The sequence below is a fragment of the Lysinibacillus sp. Ag94 genome, assembly GCF_023242215.1.
Lineage (GTDB): Bacteria > Bacillota > Bacilli > Bacillales_A > Planococcaceae > Lysinibacillus.
Map to the genome: position 1 here is coordinate 1,712,370 of NZ_CP096780.1, position 25,946 is coordinate 1,738,315.

General features: G+C 39.8%; 20 protein-coding genes. 13 read left to right on the forward strand and 7 right to left on the reverse strand.

Annotated elements, in window-relative coordinates:
• Positions 1-196: 196 nt before the first annotated feature.
• Positions 197-1,591 (reverse strand): alanine/glycine:cation symporter family protein, encoded by a 1,395-nt coding sequence (locus MY533_RS07765; protein ID WP_248718636.1) that lies wholly within the window; start codon positions 1,589-1,591, stop codon positions 197-199.
• A gap of 565 nt (positions 1,592-2,156) precedes the next feature.
• Between MY533_RS07765 and MY533_RS07770 the strand changes: the two genes are divergently transcribed.
• Positions 2,157-2,852, forward strand: coding sequence for an aspartate/glutamate racemase family protein (locus MY533_RS07770; protein WP_248718637.1), 696 nt, complete (start codon positions 2,157-2,159; stop codon positions 2,850-2,852).
• A gap of 5 nt (positions 2,853-2,857) precedes the next feature.
• Positions 2,858-3,901: a DmpA family aminopeptidase gene (locus MY533_RS07775; protein WP_248718638.1), complete on the forward strand. Its 1,044-nt coding sequence runs from the start codon at positions 2,858-2,860 to the stop codon at positions 3,899-3,901.
• A 776-nt stretch (positions 3,902-4,677) separates the two neighbouring features.
• Here the strand turns inward: MY533_RS07775 and MY533_RS07780 are convergent.
• The 6 genes from MY533_RS07780 to rfbF all read right to left on the reverse strand — a co-directional run bounded on the left by MY533_RS07780 (position 4,678) and on the right by rfbF (position 12,527).
• Positions 4,678-6,204, reverse strand: coding sequence for a glycosyltransferase family 2 protein (locus MY533_RS07780; protein ID WP_248718639.1), 1,527 nt, complete (start codon positions 6,202-6,204; stop codon positions 4,678-4,680).
• 465 nt (positions 6,205-6,669) lie between these two features.
• On the reverse strand, positions 6,670-7,542 hold the full coding sequence (locus tag MY533_RS07785; RefSeq protein ID WP_248718640.1) for a glycosyltransferase family 2 protein: 873 nt from the start codon (positions 7,540-7,542) through the stop codon (positions 6,670-6,672).
• 17 nt (positions 7,543-7,559) lie between these two features.
• Entirely contained in the window at positions 7,560-8,903 is a 1,344-nt protein-coding gene (locus MY533_RS07790; RefSeq protein WP_248718641.1) for a glycosyltransferase family 2 protein, read from the reverse strand.
• Between the two features lie 20 nt (positions 8,904-8,923).
• Positions 8,924-9,964: an NAD-dependent epimerase/dehydratase family protein gene (locus MY533_RS07795; protein WP_248718642.1), complete on the reverse strand. Its 1,041-nt coding sequence runs from the start codon at positions 9,962-9,964 to the stop codon at positions 8,924-8,926.
• A gap of 98 nt (positions 9,965-10,062) precedes the next feature.
• Entirely contained in the window at positions 10,063-11,301 is a 1,239-nt protein-coding gene (locus MY533_RS07800; RefSeq protein ID WP_248718643.1) for a UDP-glucose dehydrogenase family protein, read from the reverse strand.
• 443 nt (positions 11,302-11,744) lie between these two features.
• Positions 11,745-12,527: a glucose-1-phosphate cytidylyltransferase gene (gene rfbF / locus MY533_RS07805; RefSeq protein WP_248719177.1), complete on the reverse strand. Its 783-nt coding sequence runs from the start codon at positions 12,525-12,527 to the stop codon at positions 11,745-11,747.
• A 901-nt stretch (positions 12,528-13,428) separates the two neighbouring features.
• Here rfbF and MY533_RS07810 point away from each other — a divergent pair.
• From MY533_RS07810 to MY533_RS07860, 11 genes are all read left to right on the forward strand, one after another.
• Positions 13,429-14,550, forward strand: coding sequence for an FkbM family methyltransferase (locus MY533_RS07810; RefSeq protein WP_248718644.1), 1,122 nt, complete (start codon positions 13,429-13,431; stop codon positions 14,548-14,550).
• 12 nt (positions 14,551-14,562) lie between these two features.
• Positions 14,563-15,870, forward strand: a complete 1,308-nt coding sequence (locus MY533_RS07815; RefSeq protein WP_248718645.1) for a glycosyltransferase family 2 protein — start codon at positions 14,563-14,565, stop codon at positions 15,868-15,870.
• A gap of 528 nt (positions 15,871-16,398) precedes the next feature.
• Positions 16,399-17,091 carry a M15 family metallopeptidase gene (locus MY533_RS07820; RefSeq protein ID WP_248718646.1) on the forward strand — a complete coding sequence of 231 codons (693 nt, stop codon included), beginning with the start codon at positions 16,399-16,401 and terminating at the stop codon, positions 17,089-17,091.
• Positions 17,088-17,882, forward strand: a complete 795-nt coding sequence (locus MY533_RS07825; protein WP_248718647.1) for a M55 family metallopeptidase — start codon at positions 17,088-17,090, stop codon at positions 17,880-17,882. Before MY533_RS07820 ends, MY533_RS07825 begins: the two co-directional genes overlap by 4 nt.
• Positions 17,883-17,905: 23 nt before the next feature.
• Entirely contained in the window at positions 17,906-18,970 is a 1,065-nt protein-coding gene (locus MY533_RS07830; protein ID WP_248718648.1) for a dipeptide epimerase, read from the forward strand.
• A gap of 129 nt (positions 18,971-19,099) precedes the next feature.
• Complete coding sequence (locus tag MY533_RS07835; protein WP_248718649.1) at positions 19,100-20,926, forward strand: peptide ABC transporter substrate-binding protein; 1,827 nt, start codon at positions 19,100-19,102, stop codon at positions 20,924-20,926.
• 157 nt (positions 20,927-21,083) lie between these two features.
• Entirely contained in the window at positions 21,084-22,031 is a 948-nt protein-coding gene (locus tag MY533_RS07840) for an ABC transporter permease (RefSeq protein WP_305884014.1), read from the forward strand.
• Complete coding sequence (locus MY533_RS07845) at positions 22,031-23,005, forward strand: ABC transporter permease (protein WP_248718650.1); 975 nt, start codon at positions 22,031-22,033, stop codon at positions 23,003-23,005. Before MY533_RS07840 ends, MY533_RS07845 begins: the two co-directional genes overlap by 1 nt.
• Before the next feature lie 13 nt (positions 23,006-23,018).
• Positions 23,019-24,074 (forward strand): ABC transporter ATP-binding protein, encoded by a 1,056-nt coding sequence (locus MY533_RS07850; protein ID WP_248718651.1) that lies wholly within the window; start codon positions 23,019-23,021, stop codon positions 24,072-24,074.
• Positions 24,064-25,011: an ATP-binding cassette domain-containing protein gene (locus MY533_RS07855; RefSeq protein WP_248718652.1), complete on the forward strand. Its 948-nt coding sequence runs from the start codon at positions 24,064-24,066 to the stop codon at positions 25,009-25,011. Before MY533_RS07850 ends, MY533_RS07855 begins: the two co-directional genes overlap by 11 nt.
• Positions 25,008-25,940 carry a S66 peptidase family protein gene (locus MY533_RS07860; RefSeq protein ID WP_248718653.1) on the forward strand — a complete coding sequence of 311 codons (933 nt, stop codon included), beginning with the start codon at positions 25,008-25,010 and terminating at the stop codon, positions 25,938-25,940. The genes MY533_RS07855 and MY533_RS07860 overlap by 4 nt, the downstream gene beginning before the upstream one ends.
• Positions 25,941-25,946: the final 6 nt, after the last annotated feature.

The following is a 25,946-nucleotide window of genomic DNA, read 5'->3' on the forward strand; positions in this document are numbered from 1 at the left end:
TAAATATGTGGTGAGATGTATGCGAGGGTGTCCAAACACCCGCTGAAATAAAGGAACTCAGGCTAAAAAAATTCACAACCTGTGAAAATGCCTGAGTGACCATCTCGGTGCTGCTGCCGCTACGCTTTCAGGCGAGACATAATTGATTCCATAAAAAAACGTCATTCCTCAATAGAGGAATGGCGTTTTTCAATAATTATCGATCTTCTTCCCAGCAATCAGTATTTTTCAATGTTGGGATTGATTTTGCATAAAATACAGGGTTTTTGCCGTTTTTCTTTTGCTTTGTAAAGTCGTCTAACACGAGGAAGGCAATTTTACCAAGTAATATAATGATTGTAATATTGATGATAGCCATTAGTCCCATGAACAGATCAGCTAAGTTCCAAACAAGCTGTACCTGTGCAAGAGAACCAAACATCACCATAACAAGCACTAAAATACGGTAGCCAAACATCCAGCCTTTATGCGCATTCATAAACTCAATATTAGATTCACCGTAATAGTAATTTCCTACGATGGAGCTAAAGGCAAAGAAAATAATAGCAATAGCGATAAAGTAAGGAGCCCATGAACCTACATGTACAGCTAAGGAATTTTGTGTAAGAATAATTCCATTGCTTTCACCTGTATTATATAGACCCGCTAAAATGATGATAAACGCTGTTGCAGAACAAATCATAATTGTATCAAAGAATACACCTAAGCTTTGCACTAATCCTTGTTTTGCAGGGTGTGACGTATTTGCTGTAGCTGCGGCATTAGGTACACTACCCATACCGGCTTCATTTGAAAATAAACCACGGCGTACGCCCTGCATAATAGCAGTTCCGATTGCTCCACCAGCTGCTTCTTTAAGACCAAACGCTTCTGTGAAAATCAGCTTGAAAACGGCAGGTATTTCAGACAGATTTGTCACAACAACAAAAAGGGCTACAGCTAAATAGAAAACTGCCATCACGGGTACAAGTACTTGCGTAACTTTTACAATTCTATGTACGCCACCAAAAATAATCATGGCCGTTAACACAACTAACATAATACCAATGATATAAGGTTTAATATGGAAAGCCTCACCAACAGAAGTTGCAATCGTGTTCGATTGTACAGCATTAAAAATAAAGCCAAAGCTTAACGTTAAAAGAATACTAAAAATAATCCCTAATTTTCGTTGGCCTAATGCTTTTTCCATATAATAGGCTGGTCCACCACGGAACGTATCGCCATCCTTTACTTTGTACACCTGTGCAAGCGTACTTTCAATAAAGGCAGTCGCCATTCCTAATACGGCGATGATCCACATCCAAAATACGGCTCCTGGTCCACCTACTCCGATTGCTAATGCAACGCCTGTAATATTCCCAGTACCTACACGCGAGGCAGCGCTAATCGTGAATGCTTGGAACGGAGAAACACCTGAGTCTCCATCTCTTTTTTCCACTATTAAACGAAACATTTCAGGGAAAAGTCGAATTTGAACAAACTTTGTGCCAAAGGAAAAATAAAACCCTGCAGCTAATAATAGTGTGATAATGAAATATGTCCATAAAATACTATTAGTCTCATTTACAATATTCGATATCCATTCCATTTTGTTTACCTCCAATCTCAATACGCTTCAGTTTACACTGTTTTTTTGTAATATATCCACTTTTAGAAAATACTGAATTTTAGAAAACGATTTTATTACTAAATATTTTTCCAATAGTTGAAATATCTAGTTCAAATGCAAGTGCAGTGAAGGACTTACTTATACTTAACATAGATATTGTGATGAACCATCTGTCGCAACTTTACTGCGAGAAAATAATATAATGATGCAAAAGAAAAATGCATATTGTAATAAAAGGAGGTTACGTATGACGTTTTCTGCTGATGGATATGGTGATTAGGTTAGTTGCAGGAATTGTCACTTTTTTATTTCTAAGTTTTATCTATCGTTCATTACTGATTTAATGGGTTTTGTGTATGCTATTAGCATTGATTTGAAGGATGGTATTTACTTTTTTATTAGTATAAATGTTGTTGTTGCTTCTATACCCATCTTATTAATTAGATATTGGCTATTTTGAAAAGAGAGGTTTAAAAACTTTTTGAAAATTTCCTTATTTGAGATAGAATGATTATATAGTAGTAAAATTAAAGGAGGAGTATGCGTGAAAACAATTGGTATGATTGGCGGTATGAGCTGGGAGTCTTCTGCAGAGTATTATCGCCTGATGAATGAAGAGGTAAAGCGACAATTAGGAGGCTTGCATTCAGCAAAATGTATTTTATATAGTGTAGATTTTCAAGAAATTGAGCATTATCAAGCTGAGGGAGCGTGGGAAAAGGCAGGGCAAGTCCTTGCAGAGGCAGCGCAATCTTTGGAGAGTGCAGGGGCAGATTTTATTGTTATTTGTACAAATACAATGCACAAGGTTATTGATATCATAGCGGCAAAAATAACCATTCCAATTTTACATATAGCTGATGCGACAGCAAATCAAATAGAAAAAGCTAGTTTACAGAAAGTTGCCCTTCTTGGAACAAAGTACACGATGGAGCAAGATTTTTATCGAGCTAGAATAGAGGGATTTGGCATTGAAGTGCTTGTTCCGCTAGCTGAGGAGCGCGCTGAAGTCAATCGTATCATCTATGAAGAATTATGCTTGGGTCGAATTGAACAAGCGTCGAAGGACTATTATTTACAGGTGATAGAGAATCTTGTGCAATCAGGCGCACAAGGCATTATTTTAGGCTGTACAGAGATTGGATTACTTATTAAACAAGAAGATGTGAACGTACCTATTTTTGATACAACAGTTTTACATGCACAGGCTGCTGTAAATATGGCGATGCATAAGGAATGACTAATATGCCAAAAAAAGTACGAGAAATGGGGATCGTCATAGGCACATTATCAACTGGTGAGAAAAATTGTATTACGGATGTAGCTGGCGTGCGTGTAGGGCATGTAACACTTGATGAGAAAATGAATCAAGACGGCGCCTATGCTTGTACAGGAGTAACTGCGATTTTACCGCATGAAGGCAATTTATTTCAGCAAAAGGTTACTGCTGCAAGCTATGTCATAAATGGCTATGGTAAAACGACAGGGCTCGTACAAGTAAATGAACTTGGGGTTATTGAATCACCCATTATGCTAACGAATACATTTGGCGTTCCAGCTGTAACACAGGGAACGCTGCAATTTATGCTAGATACGAATAGCGAAATAGGACTTTTAACAGGAACTATTAATATCGTAGTTGGGGAATGTAATGATAGTTATTTAAATTCCATTCGGGAATGTCCAATTACACCTGAGCATGCTTTGGAAGCGATTCGCAAGGCCTCCACTGAAACTGCAGAGGAAGGGGCAGTTGGTGCTGGAAAAGGAATGATGTGCTTTGGCTATAAAGGTGGGATTGGCTCATCTTCTCGAATTGTGACACATGGGTCAACGAACTATATGGTAGGCTGTATGGTCCTCAGTAATTTCGGGCAAAGCTCTGACTTTTTAGCACACCACTATGTTGCTACTAGCGGTCAAAGCGAATCGACAATATCTCCAACAGATGGCTCCATTATTATCGTACTTGCCACAGATGCCCCACTTAGTAATCGTCAACTGACACGTGTTATTAAACGCTGTAGCATTGGTCTTGGACGTACAGGCAGTCACTTTTCACATGGGAGTGGGGATATAGTCATTGGCTTTACAACAGCACACCGTATCGCCCATCAATCAGATGAGCTTGTCGAAACACGTACACAACTACGTGAGGATCATCCTATTATGAATCAATTATTTGCAGCAGCAGCAGAAGCAACCGAGGAAGCCATTTTAAATTCACTTTCACAGGCACAGACTACAATTGGTCGAAATGGACATAAAGTAGAAGCTTATGAATTTTAACTTTTATGAATGATGGGATGTCATTAGATGAAATGTAGAGCATACTAACTTCAGCCCTTTACTACCGATTGATAAACAACTGCAAAATATCTTTAATTTTTCATTGCGTAAGGACACAAAAGCTAATCGTAGTTCGATTTACTTCTAAGCAAAACTTCCGAACGGAATTATTCGAGTAAAGCAATGAGTTTTTCTTTTATTTATGCAGATACAAATCTAGTTAAACAAGGTAATCCTTTTACCATTAATAATAGAGTAGGTTTCGCATTTAACTGAGCAAGAGTTTGAAAGAGAAATGCGAAAGTATGTGCGTTTCCAAGCATTGATCATGGTCATTTAGCTTCTTATTTAACAGGCGGGGCGATTGATGAAACACTAGGAGATTTAGATGGTAATGCTTTAAGTGAAAAATCTGCTACACGCTATTTTGAACAGCATCCAGTGGGGAAAAGGGAGGCATGGAAGCATCGACGTTATTTAACTGTATGACGTTGGCTGGGGTTTACGAATTATGCAGTGAAATGGTGGCATAACGATATTAATAATTGGAAAGACGTTTAGATGCACAAGTATATTAGTGCAGATATTGAAGGCATTAAAAAGAGGTACTATTACGGTACCCCCACTAACGAAACTACACCCACTGGAATTAGCGCGATTGCTGTTGCTGTTTCTCAGTAGATTCAGGATCATTCTTTAAATTAGAAAAACGTCCGTCATTCGGTAATAATTGTGTGAACTTGGCAAGTTCCTAATCGTGCGGAAATGTGTATACCTCAGAGATTTTTTAAAGCAGCTGACAAGTTTTGACCTAACAAGATATAAGCTTCAGCGTTAGGTATTTCAGTGTTCTGTGAAGTAGAGATAAACTCATCAAACGCACGGTTAAGATCTCCCTTCATTATCCAACAAACCGTATTTGAAAAAATAGCTACTAAGTCGCCACTGATATTTTGGAGCAAAGGATACTTTGTGAGTAGATTGGCAATTAGCGAGTCAATATTCAATTTTTTTGACGACAAAGGTCGTTTCTTTTTGATGTCTAAAAAAAGCAACAAAAGCTGGTCATCCGGCTTATTTACGGCAAGATACGCCATGATTTCCATTTCTGTTAACGAAGGATCATCTACATTGCGAGTTTTATACCAAGATTGAAAACGTTCAATCATGCTATTGTAGTCTTTTCGTAGAACATATGGGATCATATCAGGAATTTCCAATAGTAAATACTTCAGCGTTTCTTTTTTTATAAATTGAGATAAGTGTGGATAGATGGCCATTAGTATTTCAACGGTCATTTCAGCACTGTTAAAGGCTTGATATTTTTTTTGTCCAACAAGCCAGTTTGTAACTGGAGTGCGCAGTAAATCCAACTCCTCATCAGGAAAAGCGATCTGTTGGAACAGTTCCTTGGTTTTTTTGTGGGTTAGTACATCATACAGGCTTTGCAGTTTTGCATATTGTGTCAAGGTTTCCTTAAGTATAACGCCTATCGTGTCGTATATTCCGTTATAGTAGACAACATGAAGAAACTGCTCGTTCTGCAGGCTGATGGCTCCGCACTTTTCAATTAGAAACGCGCGTGCTGTATCGTCAAGTATACGGTCGCATGTAATACGACTAGCGTCTAACTGATGCGAAGAAGAATGTGGATTCATATAGTATTTATGTAATGAGTCTGCGAGGATACCGACACGGCTGGCATTACGAAAATTTTCAATTGTAAACAGTGTATCTGCACCGTAGTGCAAACTTGGTATACGTGAAAAATTAAACCTACGTAAAACCGACACCTTGTAAAGTTTGCACCATACTGTCCTCATAAACTGATGATAATGAGTAAAATATGTGTTAAACATTTCTGGTGTATCTAATATGAGGTTTTGCCCCAATCTACGAACAGCAATTAGATCCTTGGTTGTTTCATCGATAAAATCATGTCCACAAGCGGCAACGTCGAGATTGTGATTTGATATAAATCGTCCCATATTCGTCAAGAAGTTCGTTTTATATTCATCGTCTGCATCGAGAAAACAGAAATAATCGCTTTCATCGTAATTCTCAATTATTTCTGTCCAACTATGCCCTTTTTCATGAACATGATTCTGCTTGTTTCTAAGCGCAATAATACGCGAATCTTTGGAAGCATATTGTTTGATGATTTCGCCCGTTCCATCTGTCGAAGCATTATCTAATAAATACCAAACCCAATTCTGGTCAGTCTGGGCAATAACGCTTTCAATCGCGCGCGCTATCGTTTTTTCCGCATTATAAGCGTAAGTGTAGAAAATACACTTTTTCAAGCAACATCATCCCCTAAGCATATAGAAATATTTTTATAAATTCACGTTTTTTTCATTTCCTATAGATTATGTGCGTTTATACAGAATGTTTCTTTGTACATTAAGAAGGACCTCTTGTAGTTACCACAAATGCGTGTGCAATTTGAATCGGCCAGCGTACAGGCGGTTATATCACTTTGGAAAATTCGCATATCTTTTGGCGATCCGCATTTTATCTTTATTCAGCGGAAGACTTCCACCTCTATAGGTGGTGAGATGAATGCGATTTTGATACCTTTTCAGTGGGTGTCCAACACCTACTAAAATAGAGAAACTCAGTCTAAGAACGCCACGTCCTGTGGCAACGACTGAGTGACCAACATCTAGTTGGCCCAAAGACTCCGGCGGATGTCACGGATTTTCAAAGGAATGAATTGTGCTAGCACAATTCAAAATCCGGACGTAATTACGCCATGGCGTAGTTGATTACTCTCCCAGATTAACGAGGTAATTCATCATATACTCTAGTTGCTTTTCAAAGCCCGTTAAGCTATTTGATTTAATGTTCTCACACATACGTTGCATAAAAGCGAACAAAGATTTTTCAATATCTTCAACAATTTCCGGTGCACGTTTGGAGAGGTATTCTGCCCGTGTTTGATACATCGCCAAATACTCATCAAGCAACTCCGGCGTCATCTGCTTGTTATGTATAAACGCCGTCATGTTGGACGAGTGCTTCCTAAAATAATACATCGGCATATTCCACACAGCTATTCGCCCTGCTCGCTCAAATACCTTGTAGATAATGTGAATGTCGTCCACCAGTACATTGTCCGGGAATGACAGTCCCGTCCACAAACTGCGCCGAAAGATCTTGGGCGGTGGTGCGGCGTTGTATAGGCGACGTTTTAATAACTCTCTTAATCCCTGTAATCGATCAAAAACGAACCGATCATTGCAAATGAAGTACGGCTCCAGCCTATCCCCGAAATCGTTATAGCTACCACACATAGCAATGTCGGCATTCTCTTCACGTGCAAGATCGGCGAGAAACGAGAGCATCGATGGCTCGCATCGATCGTCGTCATCCACAAATACAACATATTCGCCTGTAGCGGCAGCAAGACCGCTGTTGCGTCCAGACGATGCACCGTTGTTTTGCGATATTGTTAATAGTTTCACTCGCGCATTCGCTTCTGCGTAAGCGGTACAGAGTTCCGCTGTACCGTCCGTTGAACCATTGTTGACTAGAATTAGCTCATAATCACCGAATGTCTGATTCCGCAAGGAGTCCAGCATGGCTGGCAAGTACTGCTCACGGTTGTATGTAAGCAAAATAACGCTAATAAACGGCATAGACACCTCTCCAAATGTTAGAATTCGACGAAAAGCAAATCGCTTTCATCAATACCCAGCGCGATAAACTGTCTCCTGAGTTCCTCTCTCACATTTTGATATCCGGATACAATCAGGATTGTGATTGGCTTGTCACCAGCACTTTTCTTTACAGCGGCAGGGAGGTAAACAGGAATTCCATCAGCTAACATTCCATTTTTTTGTACATCGTTGTCAAAAAAACCAGAAAAAGAAAGGTTGCTTGCCTCAAAAGCAGTTTTTAAATATAAACCAATATGGCCCGTTGGAGCAATATATATATGTCCCTTCTTTGTTAAAACTTTCCTGGCCATTTGCTCAATTATGTTAAAGTATTGTACTCGTAAACTGGCAAGGCCCACTACAGTGCCCTCTGATAATAGTGTATCAATTACAGAACAACCGTAGTCTTTCGAGCTCGTGTCCGTATCTTCCAAATTTTTTTGCTCCAAGTATCTATCTATCTCGGCGGCGCTTTCGGTTAGTTGTTCATTGCTTACGGTGCATAATGCAGCAATGAGTTGGTAACGAAATTGTTCCATATAGACGCGGACAAAACCTCGCTCTTGTTCCGTTTTTGCCACATAGCGCATCAACAACGTCAAGGAGTGCAACAGCTTGCAGCACTCCGAGACAGCCTTGGATGGGGGTATTCTCGAAATTGATGAAGAACGCACACGGTATATGTAAACCAACATGTCAACATAGTGTACCGAGCGCGCCGAGAGCAAAGTACGGATAGATACGTAGACATCATGGTAAATATTCGCTGGCGTCTTTAAACTTTTTATGGACGCATTATAATACTCCCGTAATTTTCGTGAAAAAATCAGTCGCCACGTTGCTATATTAAATGGCTGTACTTTGGTTAGGTATTCAAGAGCTTGATCCTTATCTCGCCCGTTAATACGTTCAGTTTGATAAGATGTGTCAGTAAAATTAATGATACTTTCTTCTAAAACAGTACTGAACCGCCCGAAAAGCACATCGGGAGCATTGTTTCGTAAAATATTTGCTATTTCGCCATATGCGCCCGGAGCTAACATATCGTCACCATCTATATAATGTATATATTGCCCACACGCTTTTTGGGTGCCGTATATGACCGCCCTGCCGAAAATCGACTCACCGGTCAGCGCGTAATATCGTATCTGTTTATTATGCTTTGCGTATTCTCTACAAATGGCATCACTTCCGTCAGTAGAATTGTTATTAACCAAAACGATTTCATAATCATCAAAGGGCTGAATAATGATGCTGTCCAAACACGCACCAATATAACGCTCTAGATTGTATACACTTACGATAAAGCTTACAAGCGGTCTTTGCCCAGACATTTGCATATTTACACCTCTTTTATGATCTATTTTTCATTATTCCCGTTCATTTCTAAATATCTCAAATACCGTTCTATTCCAGTACGCGTATCTACGGTCGGCGTGTAAGCCAGTACTGTTTTTATTTTGCTTAAATCCGGACAGCGGCGCTGTGGGCTGTCTGTATTGTAATGTTTATCTGTATGCTCACTAAATATGATGCTCCCGTTATATCCGAAGAGGGAATTCCCAACGGAACAATATAGCTCCGCTAATTCCAAAATCGTCATTTCTTCCGTGTCGTTACCGATATTGAAGATGTCGTATCGCGCGTACAACGCACATTTTAGCGACGCGAGCGTCGTATCCGAAGTATAACAGAAGGTACGAGTCGCTTTACCGTCGCTATACAAGACAATCGGTTCATTCTGCAAAATATTCATCGCAAAATCCGCTGGGGCGCGTTTATCATTTGAATGTAGTCCGGGTCCGAAGCTATTGAACGGCCGTAACACCGTCACCGGGAAGGCTTTCTGATAATGAAAATTATAACAGAGCGTTTCGGCGTACCGTTTTGATTCATCGTAGCAGGAGCGTGGTCCGGAGCTGTTAACGTTGCCCCAATAGCTTTCTGGCGTTGGCACCATTTTTGGTTCAGGATCGCCATAAACCTCGCTGGTAGAGTAAAACAACAAATTGAAAATGCCTCTGCCACTGTAAAAGTCAAGCAGGCGCCGTAGCCCGACAACATCGGCGTCCATCGTTTCGATTGGATGCAATCTGTAGTATACAGGAGACGCCAGTGACGCCATATGAAAAATAAGGTCCGCGTCGCCGGCAAACGAAAAATCCTCCCGAATGACATCGCCCTCGCGCACCGTAAACAGGGGGTGGGTTTCTATTGCGTGGACCCACTTGGGCTTTCCGAAAATATAATTATCAAGCACGTATATATGTTTTACACCAAGTAGCTGCCCATAGTGGGCAAAAAACTGCACAAGCATAAATCCAAGGGAGCCAGCAAAGCCCGTAATTAATATTTTCCTTCCTGTTAAAGCACTGCGCTCGTACTCTGTTAAGCCATCCATGATACGCCGCAAGTCCTCTAGTAAAATTCTATTATCCGACATATTGTTCACCATTCCTTATCTATACAAATGTTTTGCCACGTCAGTCCAATTAACACTTAATTTTCTAAGAAATACCTGCAATCGACGAAGTGTGTATCCGGAAAGGTCTTATCAATTCCTTTAAATTCTTCCCAAGCGGTCACAAGTGCGACCGTGCGGCAAGTTTTGCACACTTCGTGCAGCGATTCGCAATAAGTAATAGGAAGTCTGTATATGTTTTGAAATTTCTGCATAGCAAGTGGGTCATAGGTATAGATATTAACATAACCGTCTCGTATTAATGTTTTGATGATCTTCACCGCTGGGCTGTCGCGGACGTCATCAGAGCCTGGTTTGAACGACAGACCGAGTATACCGATTTTCTCAGTTTTTTTGCCTGCCGCATGAGCAATTTTTCGAGCAGTCAGATCTGGCATTTCGTTATTAAGAGAAATTACACTTTCAAGTATTCGCGGCGTGAATCCTCGGCCTAGTGCGACAGCGTCAAGGGCAGCTGTGTCTTTCGGCAGGCAATACCCACCGTAACCACAGCCGGGATATATGTAGCTGCTAATTTCAGCGCCGGCAAACCGGCTGTCCTCATGCAGAATGCGAAACGCCCTTGCCGTTTCGATACCGCCAACTGCATCTGCTAGTAGAGCCATCTCATTCGAGTAGCTGATTAGTGCTGCAAGCAAGGAGTTTGATAAATATTTAATAAACTCAGCCGTGTTAGGCTCTACAAAATGAAGTGGCGCGCCAAACGGCATATAAAGCTCCGCGAGCACACTTTTTGCTATATCGTCAGTCACGCCGCAGACAATTCTGTCAGCGTTTATAAAATCCTCCCAGCAGCTACCTTCGCGCAAAAACTCCGGGTTTACCACAACCGGATTGTTTGCTCCCTTAGCACGGACATGCGGCGTGACTCGTTCGCTAAGCGTTCCCGGCGGAACCGTGGATTTTACGACAAGCACACATACTTGGGAGACTGTTTCAAGAACGCTGTCAATTGCAAATAGCAAATGTTCCAAATCCGCGCTACCGTCAGGCAGACTCGGCGTTCCAACACAGAAAAAACAGATGTCGCTCTTATACGCCGCTTCTATTGCACTGTCCACCAAGGTGAATGCTGTTCCGAGATTCCGCGCGAGCGCATCGTCCAATCCTGGCTCAAAAAAAGGGACTTTTCCGCCGGATATCACTGCACAGTGCTCTTTGTTAATGTCATATCCGTACACAGAAAAACCTTTGTCCGCAAAACCGAGTGCAGTGGTCAGTCCGACAAATCCAAGTCCAAACACGGCAATACGCATTTTTTTCCTCCTATCCCACATACAATATGGTGTCATAGCACATATAATCATTCTGAATACCGAGTATTGTCCTCGGTAATTTAGAATTCTCTTCTAGATTTTGGTATATGTAAATTGTAGGTTTTGGTTTACCTTGCTTAATTATTTCTGTGGAACCATGTAGCGTCTTTAATATCCATTTTAATGAAAGGTGGCAATACACTGAATTCCTTATCTTCAAAATAATAGTCAAGCAAATACCAGAACGTGGTATTCCTCTATGCTAGTTATGCTGTAAATAAAATTCGTTTTCTGAATTTCATAATCCCTTTAGTACCAGTGTGACATTCTAGTTGGCGGACAGCTTATTTGCTAAAATTATCCATATCCAGTTCATAACCATTTATACGGTTTACTCTGCTGGTTTAGACTATTTTCGCACTATCACCGAAAAGATTGATGATTTAATCCACCCACACTTTCCACTTCGCGTTGCCACTCGCCCAATCCGCTTCAAGTACCCTTTTATCCCGAGCTGTATCCATGCAGGACCAGAATTTGTTATGCTTATAGACACCTAGCTTGCCATCCGCACTCAAGCGCTCAAGTGGCTTACGCTCAAAAATCGTTGTATCTCCATCTATATAATCAAAGACTTCTGGTTCCATCACCATGAAGCCTGCGTTTATCCAAACACCGTCTTCTTGCGCCTTTTCATGAAACCCAGTTATTGTTCCGTCACGGTCGTTGATGTTAAGCATGCCAAATCGTCCACCTGGTTGAATCGCGGATAATGTGACAATCTTTCCTGAATTTTCGTGCGTCTGTACGAGTTTTGTTAAATTAATGTCACTGACACCGTCGCCGTAAGTCATCATAAACCGCTCATTGCCGATATAGGGTGCAATGCGCTTAAGACGTCCACCAGTTTGTGTGTGCAACCCCGTATCAACAACGGTAACTTTCCATGGCTCCGCAACGTTTGCATGTACAATCATCTTGTTCTCAGCTGTAAAGTCAAATGTCATATCGCTGCGGTGTATGTAATAGTTGGCAAAGTATTCTTTAATCATATGTCCCTTGTAACCGCAACAAATTATGAATTCATTGAAGCCATAATGAGAGTAAATCTTCATAATATGCCATAAAATCGGTGCATCGCCGATCTCTATCATTGGCTTAGGTCGTAAATGCGATTCTTCACTTATGCGAGTACCAAAACCTCCCGCGAGAATTACTACTTTCATACGAACCTCCATTTCAGCTTTAGGTCTAAAAGACCGAAAGCAAATCATTGTTTTGCTCCTCTTTAAATGCATGATAATTCAGCTAATTAATGCTCCCTTATACTTTAGTTTGAAGAAAGTTTTTTATATTCGTCACTGAAGGTATTGACGAATGTTATGACTGCGAATAGAAGCCTGTGCCCAAAAGGGAAAAGGTTCTTGGTGATGCCGACGACAAACGTTACAAAAGTTTGAATGTCGTCACAGGTCAGTGTGGAACACAGAAAATCGTGACTTGTTGTTATTCTTGGAATAATACGGGGGACTTGTTTGAGTGGTACCATGTCTCTTATTGTCTATCGAAAAATTAAACATAATGCCACATTTCATAGAAAAGGGAAAGTTTTAAAGTTTACAGATTATCTGGTTATCTCCTTATTCCCCGATGAAATATAATATGTCGATGAATATGCTGGGATGAGGTTTGGTGAAAAGTTTAAGTATCTTTAAATTATCGTTGTGAAAAATTATACATTTTAGAATATGATATGCAATTCAATCGTATGTCGAAAAACTAAAATCTGGGTCAGATTTTAGCTTCGTTTATAACGGCATGAATCGTTTCAATCCTTTTTTCGTACATGAAACAATGACGAATGGTTTGAACCCTCGCTTACTCCACAAATCGATGTTTCACATGTCTATGATTTTGTTCAATAAAAATTATTGTGATGTGTGATGATACAGTGTTTGGTTCTAGTGCAAATATACGAAGAGAAATTAAGCCTCCGAATTTCCGATGGAACTTGAAGAAAACGGTAGTCGATGAAACGCGGCAGAAAAAAACAACGAAACCTAGTTGGACTATTTTCTTTTTGATTTGAATAAACTGGATATTATCGAAAGGGAATTGGAGATGTGAATGGTAAAAGATATTTCGTTGGATTTGGTTATGAATAAGCCTAATTACCTAGAGTTAATTATCGATAAATGCGCCGAACTTCTAAAAAAATCCGAAAGTACTGCTATTGTTTTATTTGGTGCTGGCGAGATTGGGGTTGAATACCTGAGATATTTCAGGGCTCATCATATAGCCGACAGGCTTCTCTTTTGCGATAATGATTCAAGAAAGCGGGGAACTCAAATAGAGGGGGTTCCTATCATAAGCTTTGATGATCTAAAGAAAAAGTATAGTGATAGTATTATTCTTATTACATCATATCAATACAGTGAAGAAATATCTGTTCAATTAAAAGAAAACGAATTGCACCACAACCTGATTGAACATATTGTCGCATCAGACATTGCTTTTTATTTATTATTCCGGAATTACTCAGCGGTAGTGAGTATGCATACCGCTGATTTTAACACCGTTTACAACATGCTTGCAGATGAACAGTCCAAGCATGTTTTTTATGAACGAATCAATTATTGTATTACTGGGAACCGCGAACATCTGATTCCTTTGAAAAGCGAGGCTCCCCAGTATTTCGAATCCGATATAATCGCATTGTCTGAGGAAGAAGTCTTTGTTGACGGAGGGGCTTTCACCGGCGATACCGTAGAAATGTTTCTTGAGCAAACCGGAGGCAAGTATAAGAGAATCTATGCTTTTGAACCGGAGGAACTTAAACACAAACAGTTTCTTGACAAGTTTGCACAATCGGCAAATATTGAGCTTATACCGTGCGGCCTTTGGAGTAAAAAAGACCAGCTCCCCTTCAATGCACAGGGGAGTGTAGCCAGCGGGTTAAGCGCCAACGGAAATATTGAGATTCCTGTTATATCTGTTGATGAAGCGCTCAAGGGGGAGCCCGTTACCTTTATCAAAATGGACATAGAAGGTGCAGAGTTAGAAGCGCTCAAAGGTGCTGAGCAGACAATAAGAGAATATAAACCAAAACTTGCTATATGCGTGTATCATAAACCGTTGGATATCGTACAAATACCTTTGTATTTAAAGCAGCTAGTACCAGAATATAAACTATTTATGAGGCATTACAGCGATGGATTTTGTGAAACTGTATGTTATGCGGTGACATAAGGGGAGGAATACATGCCGATTCTAAGCGTTATTATCCCTGTATATAATGTCGAATCGTATTTGGACGAATGCCTTCAAAGCATCTTAAACCAGAGTGATATCGATTATGAAGTTATATTAGTCGATAATGCATCAACGGATCAAAGTGGCCGTATTTGTGATGATTATGCAGCACGTTACAAACATTTCAAAACAATTCATCTGGATGTGAATAGCCTTCCTGCGGGGGCAAGGAATGCAGGTTTAAGAATAGCAGCAGGAGACTATGTCCATTTTTGCGATAGCGACGATTATTATACATATGGGGTATTTTTACAAATCAAAGATTTATTACAGCGTTCTAGTCCAGATGTGCTTATGGGGCGGTTTGTTTGCGTACCGGAAAAAGGGGCGTACATTACGAACGACGTTACTCTCGATCCAGACGTTTTTAAAGGGTGTTGTTCAAGTTCAATGGCACAATACCTGCTCGGCTTGCCTAATCTGTTATGCACCTCTTGGAAATTGATTGTAAGCCGAGAATTATTATTGGCTAACCGCATTACGTTTCCCGAAGGATGCCATTCGGAGGATGAGGAATGGTTTCCGAAAGTAATATGTTGCGCCAATACATTCGCTTTGCTACATGAGCCTTTTTATTGTTATCGCCCGAGAGCAAGCGGATCGGTAACGGCAACGAAAGAATATTTAAACAGCAAGTCTCATCTCATCGTAACTTTGCATTTACTGAGGTTTCTTCATGAAAAGAATTATGAAGATGCCCGGCGCGACTTCATCTATTCGCGTGTTGACTTTCTACTTGGCTTATTCGCAACCCGTTGCGATACGTTTTGTAGAAGGGAGTTACACGAATTAGCTGACATCATTGAAAAGAATATGGACATTTTTCCACTGGTTGAAAAATTGCCGCGGAATTATTATTTATTTGAATTGATCAACGTGTATGGCCCTTTCATCGGAATATGTATGTACCGTACATTGGTTGTAGAAACGACATTGGCATTGTTGTACGGTCAAGAGGACAAAGAGATGATTTATGTATTCCCTACAGGATATAGCGGCGAAGGCACAGCTAGAATCTTGCAGAACGCGGGGTACAATGTAAAAGGTTTTTTGGATAACAGCGAGCAAAAAGTCGGCTGTGTCATCAATGGACTCCCTGTTAGTTTGCCTAGTACATTAGAACGAATGTCGCCAGAATCCCGGGACGGTCTATTCGTAATCGTGACAATACAGAGCGAGCGTATTGCACAGTTGATAAAGAAGCAACTAATGGAACTAGGGCTTCGTGATTGCCAATTTGCCAGCAGAATCTATTAGGGATCACCATACATAACTATCAATTTAAGAGGAATTTTTAGCCTTAATGAGGAAATTATACAATGTCATATCCGTGCCACTGTATATGATACATCATCATTAGTGCGTGAAATAATAAAAAAATATTAGTTGGTTGGAAACAATTAACCTCCATTTTGAGCAATGTTTATTCAAAATGGAGGTTTTTTATTGCAAATGAAGTCGCTGCTTTTTCAATTTTTTGATTCCTTTCGTCATTTTTTGTTTTATTTAGTAATCTTCCAGTACAGCTATGAATAAAATTTTTAAATAAGTGAAAAAACATGACTTTTCGACTTTTTGGGTAAGGATTGACTGATTTTGTTTGAAAGGAAGAGAATAGCTGTTATTTTGTCATGTTAACTTTTTTATCTAGTCAATGATTTTAAGGTATGCTAACATTCATTAAAAAAACTGAATTATCTAAAAATACGTTCCAGAAATCTTGAAATGGGGGTGTGTACAATAGAGTACGCCGTTTTTCAACCCATTGAACTAGATAATTGTTCGATGAAGGAGTCAACGCCGGCCATTTATGAAAATGGGGAGCCATTAATTCAAATCAGAGAAGATCGCCCTAGAATATTTATAGAGCCCATTTATTATCAACAAAAAATTCCTAATAGTTTACGTGCAATTTATTTGCGTGAGGGTGTATATGAACGACTCACACAAGCACTTTTGTTGTTACCTAATAATTATAGCCTTATTTTATATGATGGCTATAGACCATTTCAGGTGCAGCAGTATTTGTTTCGTCATTTTTCAATACAAATGAAGCAACAATTCCCTCATTTTACCCAACAAGAGATTGAGAAGGAAACGCGCAAATACGTGGCGTTTCCAAGCATTGATCATGCTCATTTGGCTCCTCATTTAACAGGGGGAGCGATTGATGTAACACTGGGAGACTTAGATGGCAATGCTTTAAATTTAGGTACAGCATTTGATGAAATTAGTGAAAAATCTGCGACATGCTATTTTGAACAACATCCAGCGGAAGATTGGGAAGCCTGTGTTCATCGGCGTCTTCTATTTAACTGTATGACAATGGTTGGGTTTACAAATTATTCAGAGGAATGGTGGCATTACGATTTTAATAATGTTTCATGGGCTAGACGTGTAGGGGCGCAGGAAGCTAGTTATGGAGCTGTGGACGCAATAATCCAAGATAATAAAGTAAAGGAGTTTCGATTGCTATGAAGGTTTATATTAGTGCAGATATTGAAGGAATTACTGGCACAACAGCTTGGAGTGAGACGGAGCTAAACGCGCCAGATTATCAGTTTTTCCAAAAGCAAATGACAAAGGAAGTAGAAGCCGCTATAGAGGGGGCTATTCTTGGTGGAGCGACAGAAATTTTATTAAAGGATGCTCATGATTCAGCACGTAATCTTGATATTTCTAATCTACCAGTAATTTGCAAGGTTATTCGAGGGTGGACATATGACCCGATGTGTATGGTTGCAGGACTTGATAAGAGCTTTGATCGCGCCGTTTTTATTGGCTATCACAGTAAAGGAGGGAGCGCGCGTAATCCTTTAGCACATACGCTTTGTGTTTTTGCCGATGTGAAAATTAATGGGGAGTATGCGAGTGAATTTTTAATTAATACGTATGCGGCTGCTTTACATGGTGTCCCAGTTTCGTTCGTTAGTGGCGATGTAGGATTAACTGAGGAAATACAATCTATCAATCATAACATCATCACATTTGCCACGAAAGAAGGGATAGGAAATGCGACCATTAGCGTGAGTCCACAGCTGACGATTATGGAAACGAAACGACTTGTCGAGGATTCGATGAAGGTGGCACGTGAAGATTTACAAGTCTCATTACCAGACCGCTTTGTAGTGGAAATCATTTATCGTGATCATACACGAGCATATCGAAATTCTTTCTACCCGAATGCTACGTTTAAACCACATAATACAGTGGAATTCGTAACGGATGATTTTTATGAGGTGCTTCGACTTTTACAGTTCTTAACATAAGTAACTTAAAGGTAGGTGAATGGATGAAAATTAAAAATATTGTCGTAGGGAAGGTAGAGGCACCGCTAATAACACCGTTTAAAACAGCTTTAAGAACCGTTCATAGTATTCACAACATTGCCGTCTATGTTCACGCTGACGATGGGCAAATAGGCATCGGTGAAGCGGCACCGACTGCAGCTATTACTGGTGAAACATTAAAGTCTATTTCTCACACTATAGAAGAGTATATAAAGCCAGCCATTATCGGAATGGATATTGAAGAATTAACAGAAATCATGGAGCGCATTGACAACAGTATTTATCAAAACACCAGTGCAAAAGCTGCGGTAGATATGGCAATTTATGATTTATTTGCAAAACACTATCAAACACCTCTGTTTAAATTATTAGGGGGCTACCGGAAAGAGTTAATAACAGATATTACGATAAGTGTAAATGATGCTGAAGAAATGGTGAAGGATAGTGTAGCCGCCGTACAGCGTGGTTTTCAAATCTTAAAGATTAAGGTGGGGAAAGATCCAGCGGGGGATGTAGAGCGAGTTGTTGCTATTCGTGATGCAGTTGGACACGCCATAACATTACGGGTTGACGCGAATCAGGGCTGGACACCGAAGCAAGCTGTACAAATTATTAGTGCACTTGAAGATGCTGGTACAAATGTTGAATTGGTTGAGCAGCCTGTTAGTTGCCATAATTTGGAAGGGATGCAATTTGTAACGGCCAATACATTGACAAATATATTGGCAGATGAAAGTGTTTTCTCTGCAAAAGATGCCTATACCATTATCGAAAAGCGAGCTGCAGATTTGATTAATATTAAGCTCATGAAAACAGGAGGCATTTATCAAGCGCAGAAAATTTGCCACATTGCGGAGACGAATGACATACCATGCATGATTGGTTGTATGCTAGAGACAAAAATTAGCGTTAGTGCTGCTGCACATTTTGCCGCATCACAGAAAAATATCACGATGGTAGATTTAGACGGTCCTAGTTTATGTTTGAAAGATCCTATTGTCGGTGGCCCGCTATTTGAAAATGATCGAATTAGGATGACGGATGCAGTTGGATTAGGATTCTCGTAATAAAGTGTTGCTTTCATCAGTGAGGGGTTCGTCCCCCTCACTGACGACTGATAGTTAATCTCGTTCCGCTAACGTGAGATTTTTAACTGTCACTTAATGTAGATAAATAAGATTACTAGGGGGATACTTATGAGGAAAAGGTATTGGTTGCTTTTCGTGTGTCTTGCTGTAATGATTTGTGCAGCATGCAGTGATGATTCTGCAAGTGAAAAAAAATCAGAGTATCGCGTTGTTTATTCGGGGGAAATAAAAACGTTAAATTACTTAAAGACCTCTGAAACCAATGAGTTTGCTGTGGCGGCGAACTTGATTGATGGATTAATTGAGTATGATAAGTATGGTGTTGTACAACCAAGCTTAGCCAAAGAATGGTCACCAAATGACGATACTACAGCTTGGACGTTCAAGCTACGTGACGACGCAAAATGGGTCACTCATGATGGCAAAGAGTATGCGGATGTTGTTGCTCAAGATTTTGTAGATGGCTTACATTATGTCCTTGATGCGAAAAATGAATCATCAACAGCTTGGATTGCTACAGTTGTGAAAAATGGAGAAGCCTTCTATAACGGTGATCTGACAGATTTTTCGAAGGTTGGCATAAAGGCGATAGATAAACATACAGTAGAATATACTTTAGAAAAGCCAACACCTTATTTCCTTTCTATGTTGAATTATGTCTGCTTCTTTCCGGTTAATGGTAAGTTTATAGCAGAAAAAGGTGATAGTTTTGGTACAACTCGTGAAAATTTCCTTTATAACGGATCTTATATTTTAGATAAATTTGAACCGCAAAATGAGCGAGTACTTGTGAAAAACGATACGTATTGGGATAAAGACCATGTTCTGATTGATCGTATTCGTTATAAATACAATAAAGAAGCGGCTACAGTTGCACCAGAATTGTTTTTACGGGGAGAAGTCGATTCAGCGAGTATTCCAACTTCTATTATTGATGAGTGGTTTAAAGATGATAAGAAAAAATCACAAATTCGCCAAACGCAAAATAACTTCTATACGTATTTCTATGCTTTAAACTTTAATCCGCAATTTGATGCGGAATACGAGCCTGGAAATTGGAAGAAAGCGGTCAATAATAAAGATTTCCGAAAATCGCTATTCCATGCACTCGACCGTGAATCTGCAATGTTAACTTTAGAACCTTATCATCCAAAAGATTTGCTTAGCAACACGATCACTCCTAAAAACTTTGTCAATGTGGAGGGGGTTGACTATACACAGTTAGCACCATTAGCTGATCGTACAAATAATGACTCTTTCAACAAAGAGAAAGCTTTGGAATACAAGGAAAAAGCGAAAAAAGCGCTAGCAAGAAAAGTAACCTTCCCAGTAAAAGTATTGATGCCTTATAACTCCGGTATGCCAGATTGGGCAAATCGTTCACAAGTCGTTGAACAGCAGATTGAAAAACTATTAGGTACTGATTATGTAGATATTATCATTGAGGCAGGACCATCTACAGGCTTTTTATCAGAGGTTCGTAAACCTGGTAAATTTGCTTTTCTTGAAGCAAACTGGGGTCCAGACTATGCCGACCCATCAACGTATACGGATCCATTCATTGTAGGCGGTACTTATAATAAACCGGAGCTAGCTGAAGGATATACAGAAGCAAACGGAAAATCAAAATATCAAAACTTAGTGGACGAAGCAAATGCGACGATTGATACAGCAAAACGTTATGAATTATTTGCCAAAGCGGAAGCCTTCTTAATTGATGAGGCATTTGTTATCCCCTATTCAGTTGGGGGAAGTGGCTATGTAGCTTCTAAATTAAATCCGTTTGAGGCTCAATATTCACCATTTGGTGTGACTACCGAGAAAGTTAAAGGTCAGCGAGTTTTAGACAAACCAATGAGTAACGAGGAGTTTAAAGAAGCTTTAGCAAAATGGGAGCAGGAACGTGCGGAGGCGTTAGCTAAAGCAGCGAAATAATGATGGATAGCTGAAACAATCGGGCATTGATGATGGAGAAAATAGTAGGATCTTTGCTACATTCAAGAAAAAGTCAAAAGCGGTTCGTATTTATGAAGGAGATACCGAAATAAAAAAGTCGGCATCTCCTTCTGTCTTTCTGAAGAAGGAGGATGAAATGATGCTGAGGTATATAGGTAAACGTTTATTACAATCAGTTTTAACACTATTTATTATCATTACGATTGTTTTTTCATTACTACGCTTAATGCCGGAGGAAGGTTATTTAGGGGCAGCAGCGAATAAAATGTCACCTGCACAGCAAGAAGTATATTTAACGAATTTAGGTTTACGTGACCCGTTACTTGTACAGTTGGGAAATTTTTACGCTAAGCTGTTTCATGGTGATTTAGGTAAATCTGTTACATATCGGACAGATGTACCAGTCGTCACGATTATTGCAGATAAGATCCTGTATTCCTTGCTATTTGGTTTAGGGGCGGTTGCGCTATCTCTTCTAATTGGAGTTCCGCTCGGCATAGTGATGGCCCAGATGAAGGGACGCTGGCTGGACCGCTTAGGGACAGGCTATATTGTCATTATCGTTGCAGTGCCAGCCGCCGTCTATTATTTAGTTATTCAAATGTATATTACAGAAATTTTTCATTTACCAATGCTTTTCGATGAATATAATCCTATTACTTGGATTTTACCACTGATTTCAATGGCGCTAGCACCGACTGCTTCCTATGCTATGTGGATGCGGCGTTACATGGTGGATGAACTAAACAAAGATTATATAAAGCTAGCGAGAGCAAAAGGAGTGAAAGAGCGTACATTAATGTTTCAACATGTATTACGAAACGCTTTTATTCCGATGGCACAGTATTTACCAGCAACTATTCTTTTTACCATTACAGGCTCCATCTACATTGAATCCTTATATTCTATTCCTGGTATGGGGGGCTTACTCGTAGATGCCATACAGCGACAGGATAATACGATTGTACAAGGCTTAGTGCTTGTATTCTCTTCGCTTGGCATTATCGGCCTAATTTTAGGTGATATTGCAATGGCCGTTGTTGATCCGCGCATTAAATTGGGGAAAGGGGAGAGTGTACGTTAATGGGAATGTATTCAGAAGAAATAAACAATATCTCAAACAAATCACGTGAATCATTGTTCGATTTTGCGGAAGTGGATGAACGTCAAGCTGAAGAAACAGCCTATTCTAATTATTCCTATTGGCGTTCAACATGGAAATCCTTTTTAAAAAATCGCATTGCTGTCTTTTTATTAGTTGGTGTGCTAATTATCGTAGCTTTTACCATTTTACAACCGTATTTACCAGTACAAAAATCACCGACTGAAATATATATAGATGAGCAGACAGGTCTCCAAGCACGTAATGTTGCACCAAACGCTGAATTTTGGTTTGGGACAAATTCCATTGGGCAGGATTTATGGTCACGTATTTGGGCAGGAACAAGGACCTCATTATTTATTGGCTGTGTGGTTGCTTTAGTAGAGGCTATCGTCGGTATTACGATCGGTACACTTTGGGGTTTTTCGCGGAAATTAGAGGCACCCATTACACAGCTTTACAATGTCGTTGATAACATACCAACAACGATTGTCCTAATTTTAATGTCCTATATTTTACGACCAAGTATTTCAACGATTATTATTGCAATGTGTATAACGGGCTGGGTAGAAATGGCAAGATTTATACGCAATCAAATTGTTATTTTGCGTGATCGTGAGTATAACTTAGCCTCAAAATGTTTAGGAACACCTGATTATCGAATTATTTTAAAAAACCTATTACCCTATCTTATTTCCGTCATTATGTTACGAATGAGTCTAGCGATACCATTTGCTATAGGCTCAGAAGTGTTTTTAACATATATCGGATTAGGCTTACCGATTAGTGAGCCGTCTTTAGGAAATTTAATCAATGAAGGACGAGTACTCATGATGTCGCCAGAATTAAGATATCAGCTTATTTTCCCAAGTATTGTATTAAGCGTCATTACGATTGCATTTTATATTATAGGAAATTCATTTGCAGATGCAGCAGATCCGAAAAATCACGTATAAGGGGATGTAGGAAGTGACACAAACTCAAACACGTATTTTAACTATTCAAAACCTAGTCATTAAATTTACACTTCGTGGCAGGGTACTAACGGCCATTCGTAATATTTCCCTTGATTTATACAAAGGTGAAAGTCTAGCAATCGTTGGCGAATCAGGTTCAGGAAAATCTGTTTTAATGAAATCAATCATGGGCTTGCTCGATAAAAATGGCTACATCGATCAGGGAGAAATTATTTACAATGAACGGGATTTAGCACAGTTTAAAACCGAGCAGGAGTGGCTAAGTATTCGTGGAAAAGAAGTGGCAATGGTTACACAGGATCCAATGACATCATTAAATCCACTGAAAACGATTGGCAAGCAAATTGAGGAATGTGTTTTTTTACATCAGAATTTAAAGGGCAAGGCAGCATATGAAGAAACGTTAAAATTGCTAAAAGATGTTGGCATTCACGATGTGGAAAAGCGTTATAAGCAATATCCTCACGAATTTTCAGGCGGCATGCGTCAACGAATTGTCATAGCTATTGCGCTAGCGTGTAAGCCTAAGATTTTAATATGTGATGAGCCAACAACTGCATTAGACGTAACAATCCAAGCGCAAATTTTGCAGCTTTTAAAAAATCTTCAACAAAAATATGGACTAACGACCGTTTATATAACGCATGATTTAGGTGTTGTAGCGAAGGTTGCTGACCGTATTGCAGTGATGTATGCAGGTGATGTTATCGAAATAGGGAAGACGCATGAAATTTTCTTTAATGGCAAGCATCCTTATACATGGGCACTCATTTCTTCTTTACCACAACTAGGCTCAAAAGGGCAGCAGCTTTATTCTATCAAAGGCACTCCACCAAATCTATTTCAAGAAATTAAAGGAGATGCTTTTGCTCCCCGCAATCAATATGCGTTAAAGATTGATTTTGTGGAACGTCCACCCTTTTTTCAGGTGAGTGACACACATTATGCTCGTACGTGGCTATTAGATCCACTCGCACCGAAAGTAGAACCCCCTGAAGCGCTACAAGCCTTTTTTAAAGAAGGGAGACGATATGCGCATGAGTCATAAAGAAGTAGTAGTTGAGGTAAAAAATTTAAAGGTTGTTTTTGGGAAAGGCAAAAATAAATTTATAGCGATTGATGATGTCAGCTTCGATATTTACAAAGGTGAAACATTCGGTTTAGTAGGTGAATCAGGCTCTGGAAAAACAACAATCGGCAGAGCTATTATGCGTATCAATGAAGTTACTGAAGGACAAATACTGTATCACGGAAAGAAACTAAATGGCAAAATATCGAAAGAGTGGGATCGAGAAATTACACAGAAAATCCAAATGATTTTTCAAGATCCTATGGCATCGCTAAATGAACGCGCAAAGGTAGATTATATTATTTCTGAGGGACTTATGAATACAAAAAACTTTAAAAATGAGGCTGATCGTCAACAGAAGGTACGCAATGCCTTATTAAATGTAGGATTATTACCGGAGTTTTCAAGTCGTTTCCCACATGAATTTTCAGGAGGGCAGCGTCAGCGGATCGGCATTGCGCGTGCACTAGTAATGGAGCCAGAGTTTATTATTGCGGACGAACCAATTTCAGCATTAGACGTATCCATTCGTGCACAAGTATTAAATTTACTAGCCAATCTACAGCAGCAAAATGATTTAACCTATTTATTCATAGCGCATGACTTATCGGTAGTCCGATTTATTACGGATCGAACTGCTGTTATTTATAAAGGTAAAATTGTTGAGCTAGCTGAGACGGAAAAGCTGTTTGCTAATCCTCTTCATCCTTATACAAAGGCATTATTATCGGCAGTACCGGAGCCGAATCCCTATAAGGAGCGTGATAAAGTCGTAGAAATCTATGATCCATCACAGCATAACTATGACATTCAGCCACCGTCATTTACCGAAATAGAAGAAGGTCATTTTGTCTTGGCTAATGAAGGGGAATTGGAAAGATACCGAACTTCACTAAAAATGGAGGTAAGCAAATGATTCGTCCAAAGGCATTGAAAAAAGGTGACACAATTGGTCTAATAAGTGCTTCGGGTGCAACCCCACCTGAAAAATTTCTCCCTGCCGTTCAAAGTATTGAAAAGCTAGGTTTTAAGGTTATCGCTGGGGAAACATGTCAGGCGAGGCATGGTTACTTAGCAGGCTCTGATGAATTAAGAGCATCTGAAGTAAATCAAATGTTTAGGGACACTAATATTGACGGCATTTTCTGCATACGTGGTGGTTACGGGGCGACGAAAATTTTACCGCTTCTAGATTTCGATATGATAAAAGCCAACCCAAAAGTATTTGCTGGTTATAGCGATGTAACAGCATTACATATCGCTTTTAACCAACAATGTGGCTTTGTTACGTATCATACACCAATGCCCTCTACAGAATTTATTCGGCCAGAGATGGATCAGTATACGTGGAAGTCCTTTATCGAAAGTGTGACGGCAACAGAACGTACGGACTACTGTCTTGAAAATCCACCTGGGCAAACTATGACGACGCTTGTAGCCGGAAAAGCTACAGGCCAACTTATTGGTGGGAACTTAACACTAGTGACGGCATCTCTTGGGACACCTTATGAAATTGATACAAGGGGTAAAATTTTATTTTTAGAAGATGTAGATGAAAGTGAGCAACGTGTGGATCGGATGCTTACACAGCTAAAATTGGCAGGCAAACTAGATGAGGTGGCCGGAATCTTATTGGGAGCTTGGACAAATTGTGGTCCTGAAAATCCAAAACATCCCGAACGCAGCCTATCACTACAAACAATTTTTCAAGAAATTTTAGGTCCACTTCATAAACCTATTATAAAGGACATTACATGCGGTCACTGTTTACCAACGATGTCACTACCATTTGGTCGAACGATGACAATGGACGCGGAGAATCAGTTGTTAAAAGTTATAGAGTAGGTGTGA